Annotated in this window: 20 protein-coding genes; 6 read left to right on the top strand and 14 right to left on the bottom strand. The window is 60.6% G+C overall.

Annotation, left to right across the window (positions count from 1 at the left end; translation table 11 throughout):
* Positions 1-19 precede the first annotated feature (19 nt).
* From CO655_RS01910 to CO655_RS01895, 4 genes are all read right to left on the bottom strand, one after another.
* On the bottom strand, positions 20-457 hold the full coding sequence (locus tag CO655_RS01910) for a DUF2852 domain-containing protein (RefSeq protein WP_097605781.1): 438 nt from the start codon (positions 455-457) through the stop codon (positions 20-22).
* 143 nt (positions 458-600) lie between these two features.
* A complete protein-coding gene (phaZ, locus tag CO655_RS01905; protein WP_097605782.1) occupies positions 601-1881 on the bottom strand; it encodes a polyhydroxyalkanoate depolymerase in 1281 nt (426 codons plus the stop codon).
* Positions 1882-2084: 203 nt separating this feature from the next.
* Positions 2085-2927, bottom strand: a complete 843-nt coding sequence (locus tag CO655_RS01900; protein ID WP_097663606.1) for a fumarylacetoacetate hydrolase family protein — start codon at positions 2925-2927, stop codon at positions 2085-2087.
* 94 nt (positions 2928-3021) lie between these two features.
* Positions 3022-3975 (bottom strand): glutathione S-transferase family protein, encoded by a 954-nt coding sequence (locus CO655_RS01895; protein WP_097663605.1) that lies wholly within the window; start codon positions 3973-3975, stop codon positions 3022-3024.
* A 174-nt stretch (positions 3976-4149) separates the two neighbouring features.
* Between CO655_RS01895 and CO655_RS01890 the strand changes: the two genes are divergently transcribed.
* Both CO655_RS01890 and CO655_RS01885 read left to right on the top strand, forming a co-directional pair.
* Positions 4150-4434 (top strand): DUF2218 domain-containing protein, encoded by a 285-nt coding sequence (locus CO655_RS01890; RefSeq protein WP_097663647.1) that lies wholly within the window; start codon positions 4150-4152, stop codon positions 4432-4434.
* Positions 4435-4478: 44 nt separating this feature from the next.
* On the top strand, positions 4479-5078 hold the full coding sequence (locus CO655_RS01885) for a nitroreductase family protein (protein ID WP_010029850.1): 600 nt from the start codon (positions 4479-4481) through the stop codon (positions 5076-5078).
* Between the two features lie 68 nt (positions 5079-5146).
* Here CO655_RS01885 and gyrB read toward each other — a convergent pair whose 3' ends face one another.
* The 5 genes from gyrB to CO655_RS01860 all read right to left on the bottom strand — a co-directional run bounded on the left by gyrB (position 5147) and on the right by CO655_RS01860 (position 10479).
* Positions 5147-7582 carry a DNA topoisomerase (ATP-hydrolyzing) subunit B gene (gene gyrB / locus CO655_RS01880; RefSeq protein ID WP_097663646.1) on the bottom strand — a complete coding sequence of 812 codons (2436 nt, stop codon included), beginning with the start codon at positions 7580-7582 and terminating at the stop codon, positions 5147-5149.
* 135 nt (positions 7583-7717) lie between these two features.
* The gene (locus CO655_RS01875) at positions 7718-8095 is read right to left on the bottom strand and encodes a helix-turn-helix transcriptional regulator (protein WP_010030279.1); all 378 of its coding nucleotides are present in this window, start codon (positions 8093-8095) and stop codon (positions 7718-7720) included.
* A complete protein-coding gene (locus CO655_RS01870; RefSeq protein ID WP_096764532.1) occupies positions 8092-8661 on the bottom strand; it encodes a Smr/MutS family protein in 570 nt (189 codons plus the stop codon). The genes CO655_RS01875 and CO655_RS01870 overlap by 4 nt, the downstream gene beginning before the upstream one ends.
* A complete protein-coding gene (locus CO655_RS01865; protein WP_097663604.1) occupies positions 8661-9782 on the bottom strand; it encodes a murein transglycosylase A in 1122 nt (373 codons plus the stop codon). Before CO655_RS01865 ends, CO655_RS01870 begins: the two co-directional genes overlap by 1 nt.
* Positions 9775-10479 (bottom strand): Tim44/TimA family putative adaptor protein, encoded by a 705-nt coding sequence (locus CO655_RS01860; protein WP_010030215.1) that lies wholly within the window; start codon positions 10477-10479, stop codon positions 9775-9777. The genes CO655_RS01865 and CO655_RS01860 overlap by 8 nt, the downstream gene beginning before the upstream one ends.
* 131 nt (positions 10480-10610) lie before the next feature.
* On the opposite strand from CO655_RS01860, the gene CO655_RS01855 reads away from it, so the two are divergent.
* Both CO655_RS01855 and secB read left to right on the top strand, forming a co-directional pair.
* Positions 10611-11117: an FxsA family protein gene (locus CO655_RS01855; RefSeq protein WP_097663645.1), complete on the top strand. Its 507-nt coding sequence runs from the start codon at positions 10611-10613 to the stop codon at positions 11115-11117.
* Positions 11118-11218: 101 nt separating this feature from the next.
* Positions 11219-11701 carry a protein-export chaperone SecB gene (gene secB / locus CO655_RS01850; RefSeq protein ID WP_037115887.1) on the top strand — a complete coding sequence of 161 codons (483 nt, stop codon included), beginning with the start codon at positions 11219-11221 and terminating at the stop codon, positions 11699-11701.
* 86 nt (positions 11702-11787) lie between these two features.
* On the opposite strand, the gene dnaQ is transcribed toward secB, so the two are convergent.
* The 5 genes from dnaQ to CO655_RS01825 are packed head-to-tail and all read right to left on the bottom strand — an operon-like array spanning position 11788 to position 15421.
* Positions 11788-12513: a DNA polymerase III subunit epsilon gene (gene dnaQ, locus CO655_RS01845; protein ID WP_097663603.1), complete on the bottom strand. Its 726-nt coding sequence runs from the start codon at positions 12511-12513 to the stop codon at positions 11788-11790.
* Entirely contained in the window at positions 12506-13117 is a 612-nt protein-coding gene (gene coaE / locus CO655_RS01840) for a dephospho-CoA kinase (protein ID WP_097605789.1), read from the bottom strand. The genes dnaQ and coaE overlap by 8 nt, the downstream gene beginning before the upstream one ends.
* Positions 13117-13974: a shikimate dehydrogenase gene (locus CO655_RS01835; RefSeq protein WP_097663602.1), complete on the bottom strand. Its 858-nt coding sequence runs from the start codon at positions 13972-13974 to the stop codon at positions 13117-13119. Before CO655_RS01835 ends, coaE begins: the two co-directional genes overlap by 1 nt.
* Complete coding sequence (locus CO655_RS01830; protein WP_097663601.1) at positions 13967-14566, bottom strand: Maf-like protein; 600 nt, start codon at positions 14564-14566, stop codon at positions 13967-13969. The genes CO655_RS01835 and CO655_RS01830 overlap by 8 nt, the downstream gene beginning before the upstream one ends.
* A gap of 33 nt (positions 14567-14599) precedes the next feature.
* On the bottom strand, positions 14600-15421 hold the full coding sequence (locus CO655_RS01825) for a pyruvate, water dikinase regulatory protein (protein WP_037115893.1): 822 nt from the start codon (positions 15419-15421) through the stop codon (positions 14600-14602).
* Positions 15422-15821: 400 nt separating this feature from the next.
* Here CO655_RS01825 and hemE point away from each other — a divergent pair, with 400 nt between their 5' ends.
* Both hemE and hemJ read left to right on the top strand, forming a co-directional pair.
* Positions 15822-16853: a uroporphyrinogen decarboxylase gene (gene hemE, locus CO655_RS01815; RefSeq protein WP_097663600.1), complete on the top strand. Its 1032-nt coding sequence runs from the start codon at positions 15822-15824 to the stop codon at positions 16851-16853.
* Positions 16850-17392, top strand: a complete 543-nt coding sequence (gene hemJ, locus CO655_RS01810; protein ID WP_097663599.1) for a protoporphyrinogen oxidase HemJ — start codon at positions 16850-16852, stop codon at positions 17390-17392. Before hemE ends, hemJ begins: the two co-directional genes overlap by 4 nt.
* Positions 17393-17490: the final 98 nt, after the last annotated feature.

Here is a 17490-nt window from a genome sequence, read left to right as displayed (position 1 = left end):
CGCTTCATCACTCAACCGCTTACGGCGTCTGAAATTCCGCGACCGGGCCGCCGTTATCGTCGCGCTTGGCATTCCTGCGGTCACGCATGAAACGATCGAACTCTTCCTGATCCTTGGCGCGGCGAAGTTCGCGCATATAGGTATCGAATTCCTCGCGCATTTCGTCGAGCTTGCGGCGCTCTTCCTCGATCCGGTCGAGTTCAGCCTTGCGCCAGTCGTCGAAGGCGACATTGCCGGTCGAGAAATGCGGCCGGTGATGGCCATGCGAACGGCGGCAGGAGGCAAAGAAGCCGTCGGTCGCCTGGTTTACGTCGCGCTTGAAGCCGCGCAGACGCTCGCCGAAGATGATGTAGGCAAGCATGGCCAGACCCAGAGGCCAGAAAACCATGAAGCCGAGAATCATCAGGGCAATGGTAGCCGGAGTCCAATCCGGTCGAAGCAATGCTGACTGGTTCATCGTGCGGTATCCTCGCGTTCTGCGCCCGGCAAGATGCCGAACGCTGAAATCGATGTGGTTACCGCAATAGCAGGCTTCAAGACGATTGCCCGCGAAATCGGACAAGGTCTTGAATCCATTTTTCTAATTCAGCTGGCCCTGATTTACGCCGTCCGGCCGCCCTTGATGACGCGCGGCACCGGGCGGCGCTTGACCGCGGCACGCGAATGCTGGCGGACGAAATTGACGATGCGCGGCGCGATCTCGCGGCGAAAACGCGAGCCATTGAAAACACCGTAATGGCCGACATCCGGCTGGAGATAATGCATGCGCATATCTTCGGGAATGTTCACGCAGATGGTTTGCGCCGCCTTGGTCTGGCCGACGCCCGAGATGTCGTCATTCTCGCCTTCAACGGTTAGAAGCGCGACGTTGCGGATCGCCGCGGCATCGACGCGTTTGCCGCGATGCATCAATTCACCCTTCGGGAGCGAATGCTTCATGAAGACTTGCTCGACCGTCTGCAGGTAGAATTCGGCCGTCAAATCCATCACCGCCAGATATTCGTCGTAGAAATCGCGATGTTTTTCCGGTTCGCCGTCGTTCTTCACGAGGTGCATGAAGAATTCCTTGTGGGCGACGAGGTGCCGGTCGAGGTTCATCGACATGAAGCCCGAAAGCTGCAGGAATCCCGGATAGACAGGCCGCATGAAGCCCGGCTGCGGCCAGGGAACATTCATGATGACATTGTCGGAAAACCACTGCAGCGACCGTTCCTGGGCGAGCTTGTTGACGGCGGTCGGATTGATGCGCGTATCGATCGGGCCGCCCATCAGCGTCATCGAGGATGGCGAGAGCGGATCGTTGGCTTCCTCCATCACCGCGGCTGCGACCAGCACCGGGACGGAGGGCTGACAGACGGCGATCACATGGGTGTCGTGACCAAGAAAATGCAGCATCTCGATGATGTAATCGACATAATCGTCGAAATCGAACGTGCCTTCCGTCATCGGCACCATACGGGCGTCGATCCAGTCGGTGATGTAGACATCGGCGCTCGGCAACAGCGCCTCGACCGTGCCGCGCAACAGCGTCGCATAGTGACCGGACATCGGCGCCACGATCAGGATGCGCGGGTCGCTCGCGCGGCCGGGCGGAACGTTCCGCGCGAAATGCAGCAGATTGCAGAAAGAGCGCGACCAGACGACCTCTTCACGCACGGAAACCGTCTGGTCCTCGATCGTCGTCTGCTTCAAGCCGAATTCCGGCTTGCCGTAGCGGCGTGTCGTGCGCTCGAACATTTCGAGGCTTGCCGCCATCGTGCGGCCGAACGGGGTGTGGGCAAACGGGTTCAGCGGATTGGCATAGGCAAAACGCATGATATCCGCCGCGGCGCGAAACGGCGCCATGGCAGCATGATTCAATTCATAAAGCTGATAAAACATACAAGGCGCCGCCTTTCTCTATCGAAAAGATGACGTCGATTGATAGACATCGAATCTTTCCGCACGCTGGCACGTAACGCAGACTAACAGGTTTTTGTTGCACAGCAACATGGACGTGCCGAACCTGCACAGGAAATGCCAGAGTGTTGATCCCTGGCATCACCATAGAACTGAAAGCTTAAGCTTCAGCGTAATGAGTGTCGTTAACGATCGGCGACGAAGCTCTGCTTCTGGCTGCCGAGGCCTTCGATGCCGAGCTCGACGACATCGCCGTCCCGGAGATAGCGCGGCGGCTTCATGCCCATGCCGACACCGGGCGGCGTGCCCGTCGAGATGACGTCGCCCGGATGCAGCGACATGAACTGGCTGAGATAGGAAACAATGTGGGCGACGCCGTAGACCATCGTCTTCGAGGAGCCGTTCTGCATTGTCTGGCCGTTGACCTTCAACCACATGCCGAGGTTCTGCGGGTCGGCGATCTCGTCCTTGGTCACAAGCCAGGGGCCGATCGGTCCGAACGTGTCGCAGGACTTGCCCTTGGTCCACTGGCCGGCGCGTTCCGTCTGGAAGGCGCGTTCGGAAACGTCATGCGACACGCAGTAACCGGCGACGTAGTCGAGCGCGTCGGCTTCGCTGACATATTTCGCGGTCTTGCCGATGACAACGCCGAGTTCGACTTCCCAATCGGTCTTTTCCGAACCGCGCGGGATGAGAACGGTGTCGTTCGGGCCTGTTATGGCCGACGTCGCCTTCATGAAGATCACCGGCTCCGGCGGCACGGTGGCGCCGGTTTCGGCGGCGTGGTCGGAGAAATTGAGGCCGATGCAGATGAATTTGCCGGTGCCGGCAACGCAAGCGCCGATGCGGCCAGCGCTGAGTTCGGGAAGGCTGTTCGGATCGATCGCCGCGATCTTTGCCAGGCCCGCCGGCGAGATTGCCTCGCCGCCGATATCGGCGACATGACCGGAGAGATCGCGGATTTTGCCATCGGCATCGAGAAGTGCCGGTTTTTCCCGACCTGCTTCGCCAACACGCATCAGCTTCATGGAATTCCTCCTCATCAAAAACGAAGTTGCGATCACCTATGAACGAATTATTCATCGGTGTCATTACGGCTTTGCCGGGAAGCGGTACGGCCTTCTAGAAAATTTCAGACAAGTCAGGACCGGCGGGAACGATCTTCGTCGGATTAAGGCTTTCCACCGAGTAGTAGCCGCGCTTGATATGATCGAGATTGACCGTCTCGGCGATGCCCGGCCAATCGAGCATGCGGCGGCAGAAGGCGCGCAGATTGGCATAATCCGACAGCCGGCGCAGATTGCATTTGAAGATGCCGTGATAGGCGGCATCGAAGCGCACCAGCGTCACGAAAAGCCGGATATCGCTTTCCGTCGGATGATCGGCAAAGAGAAACGCCCGGCCCTCGACCTGCGGTTCGACCCAGTCGAGGCAGGAGAAGACATCGGCGAAAGCTTCCTCGTAGGCGATCTGCGTGGTGGCGAAACCGGCGCGATAGACGCCGTTGTTGAGGGCGGGATAGATGCGGTCGTTGAAAGCATCGATCTCGCTGCGTTTCTCCATGGGGTAGAGATCGATCGAATGTTTTGCCAGATCGCCGAAGCCGTCGTTCAGCATGCGCAGGATATCGGCGGACTCATTGTTGACGATGGTCTGAGCCTGCTTGTCCCAGAGAACCGGGACGGTGGCCCGACCGGTGAAATCCGGCGCCGCCCGTGTGTAGATTTCATGCATATAGGTCGTGCCGTTGACGTGATCCTGCGTCGCACCGGGATAGTCGCCGAAGCGCCAGCCCTGTTTTGTCAGCACCGGTTCGACAACGGAAACGGAGATGACCTCTTCCAGACCCTTGAGCATGCGGCCGATCAGGGTGCGCGAGGCCCAGGGGCAGATATAAGCGACATAGAGATGGTAGCGGCCGGCACTGGCTTTAAAACCGCCCTCGCCCGTCGGCCCCGCGCTGCCGTCCGGCGTCACCCAGTTGCGGAAACTCGAGACCTGTCTGACGAAACCACCCTTTTCATCCTTTGCCTGAACGGGCTGCCAGTCTTCCGTCCATTTTCCCTTCACCAGCATGAGCAACTCTCCGATCGATTGACTGAAGGGTTCCTTATCCTGCTTCGACGCCGGCGTGAGGTTGCTTTTATGAAGACAGTCTGTGCACCGCAACTGCGACGACACTGCGCTTGCAAAGCGCTGCAAGGCAGGAAATATGACTTTTCTCCAGTGCAAGATGAGATGGAGTTCGACATGCACCTCTCCAAGGCAACCGTGCGCACCGAACATGCGAGCCGCTATCTGCAGCAGCTTTGCAAACATTGGAGCCACAAGTTTAGCGTCGATTTCGACCCGCACAGGGGCCGGGTTCCGTTCAGCGACAGTGCTGAGGTGACCTTTGCCGCCGATGATGCGGGCCTGACCATGATGCTTTCCGTCGCCGATCCCGCCCAGCAGGCAAGGATGCAGGGCGTCATCGACGATCACCTGAAGCGCTTCGCCTTTCGCGAGGAACTCGACATCGTCTGGACGGACTGACCCGAACCTGATCCGAAATTCTGCCCCCCGACCCCGGAACAAGCATGACGAAGAGCAATAACCGCGAATCCCAATATCCGATCGATCCGATGTTTCTCGATCGCTGGTCGCCGCGCGCCTTCACCGGCGAGATCATCGAGGAGGCACAGCTTCTCAGCCTGCTCGACGCCGCCCACTGGGCGCCGTCTTCTTCCAACCAGCAGCCCTGGCGCTTCGTCTATGCCCTGAAAGGTTCAGAACATTGGGAGAAATTCGTCGCATTGCTCGTCGATGCCAATCAGGAATGGGCGAAGAATGCGTCAGCGCTGATCTTCGTCGTGTCGCGCAGCTTCACCGGAGCTGCCGGTTCCGGCGAGGAAAAGCCGAGCTACACGCATTCCTTCGATGCCGGCGCGGCATGGGGCCACCTGGCGCTGCAGGCGCGTCTCTCCGGTTTCTACGCCCATGGCATGGGCGGCATCAAACACGAAGACATCATGAAGACCTTCGGCATTCCCGAGGGGTACAGGGTCGAGGCGGGTGTCGCCGTCGGCCGGCTGGCCGATAAGGGCGTCCTCTCCGAACGCAACCAGGCGCGCGAATTCCCCAGCCAGCGCAAGCCGCTCTCCGAAGTCGCCTTCAACGGCCGTTTCGTCGCGAATTGAGCGAAACCGGACAAACAAAAGGCCCCGCGGTTCGAGAACAGCGGGGCCTTTTGCTGAGAAAATATGGATCAGATATCGAGGTTTGCGACGCTCAGCGCGTTGTCCTGGATGAATTCGCGACGCGGCTCGACCTCGTCACCCATCAGGCGGGCGAAGAGACCATCGGCATCGGTGGCGTCCGCGACCTTGACCTGCAGCAGCGAACGGACGTTCGGATCGAGCGTCGTTTCCCAGAGCTGTTCGGCGTTCATTTCGCCAAGCCCCTTGTAGCGCTGCATTGAGAGGCCCTTGCGGCCGCTGGCGAAGATCGCGTCAAGCAGGGCGCGCGGCCCCGAAATCTCGATGTCGCCTTCGCGCCGATGCAGCGACGGCGGCGTCTGGTAGATTTCCTTGAGACGCGACGTCAGCTGATCGATGTGCCGGGCGTCGGAGGAGCCGATCAGCGCCATGTCGAGCACGACGATTTCCTTGACACCGCGGACCATACGCTCGAGGCGCAGGCCGCCATCGCTGGTCAGATCACCCTGCCAGCCGCGCTCGGTTTCCTCGGCGATGATGTCGAGACGGCTTGCCACCTCGCTCGCCAATGCCTGCGCTCTCGCCCGGTCGCTGACGAGTTCGGCATTGAGGGCGCCGGCGATTGCCGCCTGTTCGATGGCTGCACGATTGTAACGCGAATGGAGATTGTCGAGCAAAGCGCGCATGCGCAGCGCATCGAGGATGACTTCGCGCAGATCCTGGCCGGTGCGGACTTCGCCGCTGCCGAGCTTCAGCGCGGCATCTTCCAGGCCCTGGGCGATCAGATATTCCTCGAGCGCCTTTTCGTCCTTCAGATACTGCACCGACTTGCCGCGAGCGACCTTATAGAGCGGCGGCTGAGCAATATAGAGATGGCCGCGCTCGATCAGCTCCGGCATCTGGCGGAAGAAGAAGGTAAGCAGCAGGGTGCGGATATGAGCGCCGTCGACGTCGGCGTCCGTCATGATGATGATCTTGTGGTAGCGCAGCTTTTCGACGTTGAACTCGTCCTTGCCGATGCCGGTGCCGAGGGCGGTGATCAGCGTGCCGATTTCCTGGCTCGACAGCATCTTGTCGAAACGGGCGCGTTCGACGTTGAGGATCTTGCCGCGCAACGGCAGGATCGCCTGGTTTTCGCGCGACCGCCCCTGCTTGGCAGAGCCGCCGGCGGAATCGCCCTCGACCAGGAAAACTTCGGATTTTGCCGGATCGCGCTCGGAGCAGTCGGCCAGCTTGCCGGGCAGCGAGGCGATATCGAGGGCGCCCTTGCGGCGGGTCAATTCGCGGGCCTTGCGGGCTGCTTCGCGGGCGGCGGCGGCTTCGACGACCTTGCCGACGAGGATCTTGGCTTCGCTCGGATGCTCTTCGAACCAGGTGCTCAGCGCCTCGTTGACCAGACTTTCGACAACAGGACGGACTTCCGAGGAAACGAGCTTGTCCTTGGTCTGCGAGGAGAATTTCGGATCAGGCACCTTGACCGACAGAACCGCGGTCAGACCTTCGCGGCAATCTTCGCCCTGCAGCGTCACCTTTTCCTTTTTGGTGATGCCGGAATTGTCGGCATAGGAAACCACCTGGCGCGTCAAGGCCGCGCGGAAGCCGGCCATATGGGTGCCGCCGTCGCGCTGGGGAATATTGTTGGTGAAGCAGAGCACGTTCTCGTGATAGCTGTCATTCCACCACATCGCGACTTCGACGGTGATGCCGTCCTTTTCGCCGCGGATGGCGACCGGCTTGTCAACGAGCGGCTTCTTGGCGCGGTCGAGATAGGCGACGAAGGCCTCGAGGCCGCCGTCATAGCGTAGCTCTTCCTGCTTGATATCGGAATGGCGCTTATCGGTCAGCAGGATGCGCACGCCGGAGTTCAGGAAGGCGAGTTCGCGCAGGCGATGTTCCAGCGTGCCGTAGTCGAACTCCGTCATGGTGAAGGTTTCGCTGCTCGGCATGAAGCTCACTTCGGTGCCGGTCTCGTCTGGCGCCTCGCCCGTGACCTTCAGCGGCGCATCGGCCACGCCATGGGTGAAGCTCATTTCATGGATCTTGCCATGGCGGCGGATCTTTAGTTTCAGCCAGACGGAAAGCGCGTTGACGACGGAAACGCCGACGCCGTGCAGACCGCCGGAGACCTTGTAGGAATTCTGGTCGAATTTGCCGCCGGCGTGCAACTGCGTCATGATGACCTCGGCCGCCGACACGCCTTCACCGGTGTGGATGTCGGTCGGGATGCCGCGGCCGTTATCGGTGACGGTCACCGAACCATCCGGATTGAGGCTGACGGTGACGATGTCGGCATGGCCGGCCAGCGCTTCGTCGATCGCGTTGTCGACGACTTCATAGACCATGTGATGCAGGCCGGAGCCGTCGTCGGTATCGCCGATATACATGCCGGGGCGTTTGCGCACGGCATCGAGGCCCTTCAGGACCTTGATGGAATCTGCGCCATATTCGGTGCTTACGCCGTTTTCCGTCGCGGATGTATCGCTCATTCTGTCGAGATTTTCCCTGTTGTCGTAAAGCGGCGGCGCGCCTTGCGAATCACCGGCTTTCTTCACCCTCGTATATAGGTTTTTTGAGCCCGGTTCCCAATGGCAAGTCCCCTGAACAAGCCATAAAACAGGGGATTATGACGCTTTTCCGTCGCCTTTGCCGCCATTTTCGAGAAGAGCCGATAACCGGGCGATCTCAGCGCTGTCAAGCTCGCGGATCCGCCGGGCCAGCCGGTTGGCAAATTCGGTATATTCCGGCGGCAGGCCCGAGGTGTCGATGACGACGCGCGGGTCGGAGGAACGGGCGAGCAGGAACAGTTCCTCGGCCTCGTCCCAGATGATGTTGAAATAGCCGGCGATGCGCTGCAGCAGATCGAATGTCGGCAGACCGCGCTTGCCATGTTCGAGCGCCGAGAGATAAGCGGGAGAGACGTTCAGCGCTTCCGCCATCTCCTTCTGCGAGACGCCCTTGCGCGCCCTCAGCCGGCGAACCGCCTCGCCGAAGGGGGTCATGGCCTTTCCCCATGCCGCCGCGCCAGGCGGATATAGAGCGCGCCCTCACCGCCATGATGCTGTGCGGCCTGTTCATAGGACGAAATCAGGTAGCGGAATTCCGGCTTCGAGAACCAGAGCGGCACGGCCCGCTTCAGCGCACCGGCGCTGCCCATCGAACTGCCCTTGCCGGTGATCACAAGCACGTGGCGCATGCCGCGCTCGTGGGCGCGGATCAGAAAATCGAGAAGGATGACATGGGCCTCGCTTTGCACCAGGCCGTGCAGGTCGATGCGCGCCTCCAGCGCCAGCCGGCCCTTGGCGATCTTGCGCTTGACCGGCTTTTCCAGCGGATGATGCACCCCGGCCGGCCGTTTCGACGCCGACGGCGTTGCCGGCTGGTCCGGCGTAAACGAGGCGGGCAGCTGCTTTTCGGCCTTCTCCCGTTCCGCCGCCGCTTCCGTCTCGGCGAGAAAGGTATCGAGTTCGCTGAGCGCACCTGCCTTGCCGGGCATCGGCCGCGTGCTGCGGGCAACCTTGCCCCAGAGGATCCTTTCATCGGCGCTGAGCTTGCGATCCTTGGCCATCAGTCGAATCGTCCGGCGGCGGCGTTAGGAATGAGGATGGCGAAATCGGCGTCGTTGCGGACGGTGCCGGCTCGTTCTCCCGCCATATCCCCCGAGCCGGTGAAGATGTCGCCGCGCGCCGGCCCGACGATCGCCGAGCCGGTATCGAGCGCCAGCATCAGCCGGCCGAAGGCCCGGCCATCGTCGAGATGCGTGAGGCTTTCGGCGCGGATGAAAAAGGGAAAGCCGAAGGTATGGATCAGCCGGTCGACGGCCAGCGAGCGGCCGGCAAGAAGCGGCACCTTGGCGGCCGCGATCGGACCGGCCTCAGGATCGGCGACCGACGCTTCCCGGAAGAAAATATAGGAGCGGTTGTGCCATAGCACTTCGTCCACCTGCTCGGGATTGCGCGCCAGCCAGGCGCGGATCGACTGCATCGAAATCTCGGCTCGGTCGATTTCTCCGCGCTCGATCAGCAGTTTGCCGATCGCCGAGAAGGGATGGCCGGCCTTCGCCGCGTAGGTGATCCGGCCGATCCGGCCATTTCTGTAGCGCAGCCGGGCGGCGCCCTGCACATGCACGAAGAAGACATCGACCTTCGACTTCGCCCAGGCGATTTCAAGGCTGCGGCCTTCAAGAAAACCCTGGTCGATCGCACGGCGATCCGGATAGGCGCCGATGCGGCCGTCATCATGGCGGCGGCCGAACGCATAGGCCTCGCCCAGTTCGGCCGGGCGATTGCCGTCGTCGAGATCGATCAGATCGTCCGGACGGCGATAGAAGGGAAAACGAAAAACGTCATCCGGCGTTTCTGATACCTCGATCTCGGGCTCGTAGAAGGCGGTGACGAAGCCGGGATTGCCATCCTTGCGGCGGATCAGGAATGGCCGGCAGTGTGTTTCGAAAAAGCCGCGTGCCGATGCGGGAGAGGACGGTGCGAAATCTTCAGCGGCGATCAGAAGCGGAAGCAAATCTTCCGAGCTCAGGCCGAGCGAGCCGGCGCGGTAGGGTTTGACCTCGGTGATCTGGCGCCGACAGCATCGCATGACTTCAAAAAGGCCGGAGGGATCATCATCCTTCCAGCCTTCCAAAGTGTCGAAGCTTACGGCCTGCAGGACGAAGTCCGATGCGTGGTCACTCATGTTCCGATTCGGTCGCCACAAGTTTCCAGTTCGGATCGCGCGAGCGGGTATCGCGGGCGAAGGTCCAGAGGTCATTGACCTCGGCGACGTTCTCGGCATCGCCTTCGATCAGCGCATCCGCCTTGTCGTAAGTGGCCGATATCAGCTGGCTGACGATGCGCACGGTGATCTGCGCTTCGCTGCCCTTCGTCTCGGCATGGGTGATTTCGGCCTTGTCGATGCCGACGAAGGTGGACTTCACTTTCTCACCGCGGGCTTCGCGCTCGCCGATCGCCGCATCGAAGCCGTCATAGACCTCGCGGGACAGCAGGTTCTTCAGCGTTTTCCGGTCGCCGTCGGCATAGGCCATGACGATCATTTCATAGGCCATGCGGGCGCCGTTCAAAAACTCCTTCGGATTGAAGGAGGGATCGGCCTTGTTCAAGGCGCGCAGCGATTCGTTGAGCGGCGTTCCGGGCGCGGCAACGGCATCGATGGCGGCGAAGCGATCTTCGTCCTCGGCCGTCGCATCACGCCGCGGCAGCGTCACGACCTTGCCGGCATCGGCGGCTTCGGCAGGCGCCGCGTCCCGCGGCGTATAGAGATCGCGCGGCGGCTTCTCGTTTCCCGTGCGGCGGCCGAGCACGGAGCGGAGCTGAAAGAAAATCAGCACCGCCGCCACCAGGAAGAATAATGTGATGAAGTCGTTCGAACTCATATCGTATCGCAGCCGCCGTTAACATCTCTGATTTGTACTCCCATATAGTCCGCCTATACAGATGATTCAAATGATGGCTGGCATCTTCGCCGGCGCCAAGAGGAGACCGGCCAGTCCGGGACATGACGACCATGCGTTTTTCAATCCTGCCGGCTTTCATTCTGCTGCTGCCGCTTGGCGAAATTGCCGGTTTCGTCGTCGTCGGCCGGGCGCTCGGCTTGGCGCTGACACTTGCGCTCGTCGTAGCGAGCTTTGTTTTCGGCGTGGTCCTGCTACGCCGGCAGGGCATCGGTATCCTGCGCCGCATGTCGAGCGAAGGACGAAACGGCGTGATGCCCGGCAGCGAATTGCTGAAGCCGGCGATGAACGTCATCGCCGCGCTGCTTCTGATCATTCCCGGCTTCCTCACCGATATCATCGCAATCCTCATTCTCATTCCGCCGGTGCGCGATCTCGTCTGGCGCTCGATCGCCAAGCGCTTTGTCGTCGTCAACGCCGAGCGTGGCTTTTCCGCCGGCCCGAAACCGGATTTCCGCGACGGCAACCGGAATTCGAAGGTGGTGGATCTCGACGAGGAGGATTATCATAGGCAGCCGGATCGCAACTCGCCGTGGTCCGGCAAACATCTCGGTGATTGAGGTGGTTCGACCGAGCAACTGCGCCCAGCGCCCAGGGTTGTAAGCCCCTCCCCGAAATGTTAGATGGCGGCACCATTCCCATGCCCTTCGAGGAAAAGCCAATGGCAGACGACAACAACAGCAACGGTGCGACCAACCCCACCCTTTCGATCCTTGCGCAATATACGAAGGATCTGTCCTTCGAAAATCCGGGTGCGCCGCGTTCGCTGCAGGCCCGCGACAAGGCACCGACGATCAACATCAATGTGAACGTCAACGCCAATCCGCTTTCCGACACGGATTTCGATGTCGTGCTGTCGCTGAATGCCGAAGCCAAGGACGATGACAAGACGGTGTTCCATACCGAACTCGTCTATGGCGGCGTCTTCCGCGTTGCCGGCTTCCCGCAGGAGCACATGCTGCCGGTTCTCTTCATCGAATGCCCGCGCATGCTCTTCCCCTTCGCGCGTCAGATCATCGCCGACGTGACCCGCAACGGCGGCTTCCCGCCGCTGATGATCGATCCGATCGACTTCACGCAGATGTTCGCCCAGCGCGTTGCCGAAGAGCAGGCCCGCGCCAAGGTTCAGGCCGTTCCGAACTGATCGAATTCCTTCGGTTCTGACATGCGGATGCCCGGGCAAGTCCCGGGCATTTTCAATTCAGCGCTGCGCATCTGAAATTTAAGGAATCACGCCGGCGGGCTGCCGAATTTCGACCAGATGCCTTTTTCGCCGAGCTTGGCGACCAGTGCCTCATGCGCCTGCGCTTCGGGCTGGCTGAGGCGGGGCGCAAGCGGGCGGGGCCGCTCAAGCACCGCTGCTATCACGCCATCATCTTCCATCGCCATTCCGCCGCGCGCCGTCTGGCCGGATTGGCCCGATAGGCCGAGGCCAAGGGCCGCCTGCCGGCCGCCGATCATTTCGATATAGACTTCGGCCAGCAGTTCGGAGTCGAGAAGCGCGCCGTGTTTGGCGCGGTGCGAATTGTCGACGCCGTAACGCCGGCAAAGCGCGTCGAGCGAATTTGGTCCCATCGGATGTTTGCGCCGCGCCATGGACAGTGTATCGACCACCCGTTCCGGCAGGATCGGCGGCAAACCGATTCGCGCAAATTCAGCATTGATGAAGCCCATGTCGAAGGTAGCATTATGGGCGATCCATTTGGCATCGCCGAAAAAGGCGAGAATTTCCTCGGCGATCTCGGCGAAGGCTTTCTTGTCCTTCAGGAATTCGTCGGTGATGCCGTGCACGGCGAGCGCATCCGGATGGACCTTCTGATCTCCCGGATTGATGTAGATATGAAGCGTGTTGCCGGTCGGGAAGTGATTGAAGAGTTCGATGCCGCCGATTTCGATGATGCGGTCCATCCGGTTGTCGAGGCCGGTGGTTTCCGTATCGAAAATGATCTCACGCATTCCGGAAATCTCCCTTGGCAATTCGTATTTTCAGATCGGCGACGATCTCAAGCACCCGTTTCCTCGTCTGCTCAATGCTGTGGCTGGTGTCGATCAGGTAATCGGCACGGCGCCTCTTTTCTGCATCCGGCGTCTGGCGAGAGAGAATCATGTCGAATTTTTCCTCGGTCATGTCTTCGCGCGCAAGCACCCTCTGACGCTGAATCTGTGGATCGGTGCTGACGACGACGATGACATCCACCCTTTCCCAGGCGCCGGTTTCGAAAAGCAGCGGGATATCGAGCAGAACCATCTCGGCGCCGGCGGCGCGGTGGTGCGCCAGAAATTCCGTCTCGCGCTTGCGGACCAGCGGGTGAACGATCGCCTCCAGCCGTTTGAAGCCGTCGGGATCGAGCGCCAGCTGGCGGCCGAGTTCGTGCCGGTCGATCACGCCGTCCTTCATCGTGCCGGGAAAGGCGATATCCACCAGCGGGGCAGCCTCGCCGGCATAGAGATCGTGGACCACGGCATCCGAATCGTTCAGCGGGATCCCGGCCTCGGCAAAGAGCTTGCCGGCCGTCGACTTTCCCATTCCGATCGAGCCGGTCAATCCGATCTTCAGCATCAGTGTGCTTCCATATCCGCAATGATCAGTGCACGCAGTGCGGCGTCGACGACCGGGCGCTTGCCGAACCATTTCTCGAAGCCCGGCACGGCCTGATGCAGCAGCATGCCGAGACCATCGACGATCGCAAAGCCCTGCTCTTGCGCCTGCGCCAGGATCGGCGTCTTCAGCGGCACATAGACGATATCGGTGACGACGGCGTCGGCCGCAAGAGGGGTGAAATCGAGCTGCGGTGCCGCCTCGCCATCCATGCCGAGCGACGTGGTGTTGATAAAGAGGCCGGCGTCTTTCATGACCTCGGCAAGCGCCCCGGCCGGATGGGCGTGAACCTTCGGGCCAAAGCGGTCGGCCAGTTCGCGGGCCCGTTCGACCGTACGGTTGACGACGTGAATTGTCTTGAAGCCGCGGTCGCGAACCGCCTGGATGACGGCCCGGCTGGCGCCGCCGGCGCCAAAGATCACGGCCGTGTCATGCCGGTCCCAGCCCGGATGGCGTTCGTCAAGATTGGCAGTGAAACCGCGGCCATCGGTATTTGTCGCATGGAGAAGGCCATCCTCCAGCCACAGCGTGTTCGACGCGCCGAGTTCGCCTGACAGCGCGTCCGGTTCGTCGGCGAGGCGGAAGGCCAACTCCTTATGGGGAATGGTGACATTGCCGCCGGCAAAGCCGGAACTGCCATCCTTCAGTGAAGCGATGAAATCGGCAAAGGCCCCCGGTGCAACTTCGTGAGCGCGGTAGCTGCCCGGCAGGCCGAGCGTCTTCAACCAATATCCGTGGATCAACGGCGAGCGCGAATGCTTGACCGGAAAGCCGGTGACAAACGCTTTCGGCCCGAATGTTTCACGTGAATCACCCATCGATCGCTCCGAGTTCGCGCAATTTCTTCAGGAGCGGCAGCATCGGCAGGCCGAGGATGGTGAAATAATCACCTTCGATTTTCTCGAAGAGCTGAATGCCCTGTCCCTCCAATTGATAGGCGCCGACGCTCGAAAGCGCTCTGTCGCCGACCCGGGTCAGATGCCCGGCAATGAAATCCGTCGTCAGCGGTCGCATCGTCAGCTCCGCATGGGCGAGATGTTCCCACAGGACCACGCCATTGGTAACGATGGCTACGGCGCTGTTCAATCGATGCGTTTTTCCCGACAGGGCGTGAAGATGGCTCGCCGCGTCGGCCATGTCCTTCGGCTTGTGGAAGACGCGGTCGCCGAGCGACATCGTCTGATCCGAACCGATAACCAGGCTGCCCGAAAATCGGCGGCTGACATCCTCGGCCTTGGCCCTGGCCAGGGCGAGAGCAACGGCATCCGGCGTCGCGCCGGCTTTTTCCAAGGGCGCTTCCAGCGCCCTTTCATCGATCCTTGCGGCATGCGCCTCGAAGGACAGACCGGCATTTTCCATCAGCATCCGGCGAAACGGGCTCGACGATGCAAGGATGATTTTTGTTGTCATAGGTTCCTCGGAGTGCCGGCTTTCCGTCAGCGCTTAGCGCAGCTTCGGGCGCAGGGCAACGATTGCCGCGGCGGTTTCCTCGATCGAGCGGCGGGTCACGTCGATCAGCGGCCAGTTGTGACGGGCGCAAAGCGAGCGGGCATATTTCAGCTCCTCGGAGATCGCGGCGCGATCGGTATAGTGTTCGCGATCGAAGCCCTGGGTCGCTCCGAGGATGCGGTTTTCCCGCACCTGGGAGATGCGGTCGGTGGTGGCGATCAGGCACACGATCAGGGGTTTGGTCGCGACAAGCAGGCTCTCGGGCAATGGCACGCCGTAGACGATCGGAATGTTGGCCGTCTTGATGCCGCGATTGGCGAGATAGATGCTCGTCGGTGTCTTGGACGTCCGGCTGATGCCGATGATGACGACATCGGCATCGTTGTAATCGTCCGGCATCTGGCCGTCGTCGTGATCCATGGTGAAATTCAGCGCTTCGATGCGGGCGAAGTAGCCGGCATTCATCACATGCTGGGCTCCGACCCGGCGACGCGACGGAGCGCCGAGATAGATCTGAAACGCATTCATGACCGGCTCCAGCACATTGACCGAGGCGACGCCCATTTCGGTGCAGCGCTCGTCGATCAGGCTCGCCAGTTCCCGGTCGACGATGGTGTAGAGCACGATGCCGGGCGCATCGTCGATCGCCTGCAGAACCGGCAGCAGTTGTTTGCGATTGCGGATCAGCGGATAGACGTGCTCGATCGGCTGAGCCGATCGGAACTGCGCCGAGGCGGCGCGGCCGGCAGAGATCAGAGTCTCTCCCGTCGAGTCAGAAATCAGATGCAGATGAAAGAAGTTCGTTCTGTTCTCCACGCTATTTTCCGCTGCCTGTTGAAAACACTGGATGATGGAGAGCTAAGGCGGCGAGGCTGCCTCGGGCAAGGGAAAACATGCCGCCTTATCCACATTTCGGATTTTGCGGACCGGTTTTGCCAGGTCCTGTGGAGGATGGGGACGAAATCGGTTTGTCGACGAAAGCTCCACAACTTATCCACAGGAAGGAGAAAATTGCTTGCCGAGCAAGATTTTGGAATCATTTCCGGATTCGCCTTCTCCCCGAAATTTCGCAGAATCGGAAAATTCTTTTCGAGTTGTATAGCGGACGCGCGACAAATGGCATCGGCAGTGGATGGATTTTAATCCTTGATAGACACCGACTCTAAGAAATAGAAACCTTTTAAAATATCTTTGATTTTTTATAGGGAAGAAGCGCTTGAGCGACACGCGCCGAACGATCATGAGGGTTCTCGATGGCGAAAGCCTGAGCCCTCCTCCTCTCTGGCTGATGAGGCAGGCGGGACGTTATCTGCCGGAATACAGAGAGACACGGGCAAAGGCCGGAAGTTTTCTCGATCTCTGCTACACGCCCGATTACGCCGTCGAGGTGACGCTGCAGCCGATCCGCCGTTATGGCTTCGACGCGGCCATCCTGTTTTCCGATATTCTGGTCATCCCCGATGCAATGAAACGGAATGTCCGGTTCACTGAAGGGCATGGGCCGGAGATGGATCCGATCGATGAAGCCGGGATCGGGCGATTGAACGGGGAAGAGGTCGTCGCCTATCTCAGACCGGTTCTGGAAACGGTGCGACGGTTGCGGGAGGAGTTGCCTGATGAGACGACCCTGCTCGGCTTCTGCGGCGCGCCCTGGACGGTTGCGACCTATATGATCGCCGGACACGGCACGCCGGATCAGGCCCCTGCCCGTCTCTTCGCCTACAAATATCCCCGCGCTTTCGAACATCTGCTGATGCTGCTTGCCGACGTATCGGCAGACTATCTCGTCGCCCAGATCGACGCCGGTGCCGATGCCGTCCAGATCTTCGATTCCTGGGCTGGGGTTCTCGGGGAGAAGGAGTTCGAAGCTTTCGCGATCAGGCCGGTTGCGCGGATGATCGCGTCGATCAAGTCGCAGCGCCCGCATGCGCGCATCATCGCCTTCGCCAAGGGGGCCGGCTATCAGCTGAAATCCTATCGTCAGAAGACCGGTGCCGATGCGATCGGCCTCGACTGGTCGGTTCCATTGGCCTTTGCCGCCGAACTTCAGAAGGATGGACCGGTGCAGGGCAATCTCGATCCGATGCGCGTGGTCGCCGGCGGCCGGGCGCTGGAAGAGGGTATCGATGATATTCTGCAGCATCTCGGCCATGGACCGCTGATCTTCAATCTCGGCCACGGCATCACGCCGCAGGCCGATCCGGACCATGTGCGTCAGCTGGTCGAACGCGTGCGGGGCGCGAAGTGACGACGGAAAGGCAGACGGATCGGAAACCCGGCGCTTATGCCCGGCGCCGTGCCCATTTTGCGCTGGCCTTCTTCGCGCTGATGGCGGTCGGGCTTTTCGCCTGGAACCCCGACAATCTCTATCTCTGGATCAAGGCGCTTCACATCATCGCGGTGATTTCCTGGATGGCCGGACTGTTCTACATGCCGCGGCTGTTCATCTATCACACCGACGCGGAGCCGGGCTCGGTGCAGTCGGAGACCTTCAAGGTGATGGAGCGCCGGCTGCTGGGGATCATCATGACACCGGCGATGATGCTGACTTGGATCTTCGGTCTTTATCTCGCCTGGTCGGTCTATGGATTCCAGGGCGGCTGGCTGCATGCCAAGATCGGTCTGGTCGTGCTGCTGACCGCTGTTCATATGTTCTTCAGCCGTGCGGTCGGCGCGTTCGAGCGCGACGAAAATCGCCGCTCGGCACGCTATTGGCGGTTCATGAACGAGGCGCCGACACTGCTGATGATCCTGATCGTGATCCTCGTGGTGGTGAAGCCGTTCTGAGGAAAATCTTCCTCAGGTTAAATTTGCTTCATTTTAATCAGCCCCCTTGCGGCGGCGATTGCGACTCGCTATTTTCCGCGCATCTCATCTACGTGGCA

The sequence above is a fragment of the Rhizobium sp. M1 genome, from assembly GCF_002531805.1.
Classification (GTDB): domain Bacteria; phylum Pseudomonadota; class Alphaproteobacteria; order Rhizobiales; family Rhizobiaceae; genus Rhizobium; species Rhizobium etli_C.
Note: the sequence above shows the minus strand (reverse complement) of the source record. Positions and strands in the feature narration are given on the sequence as shown.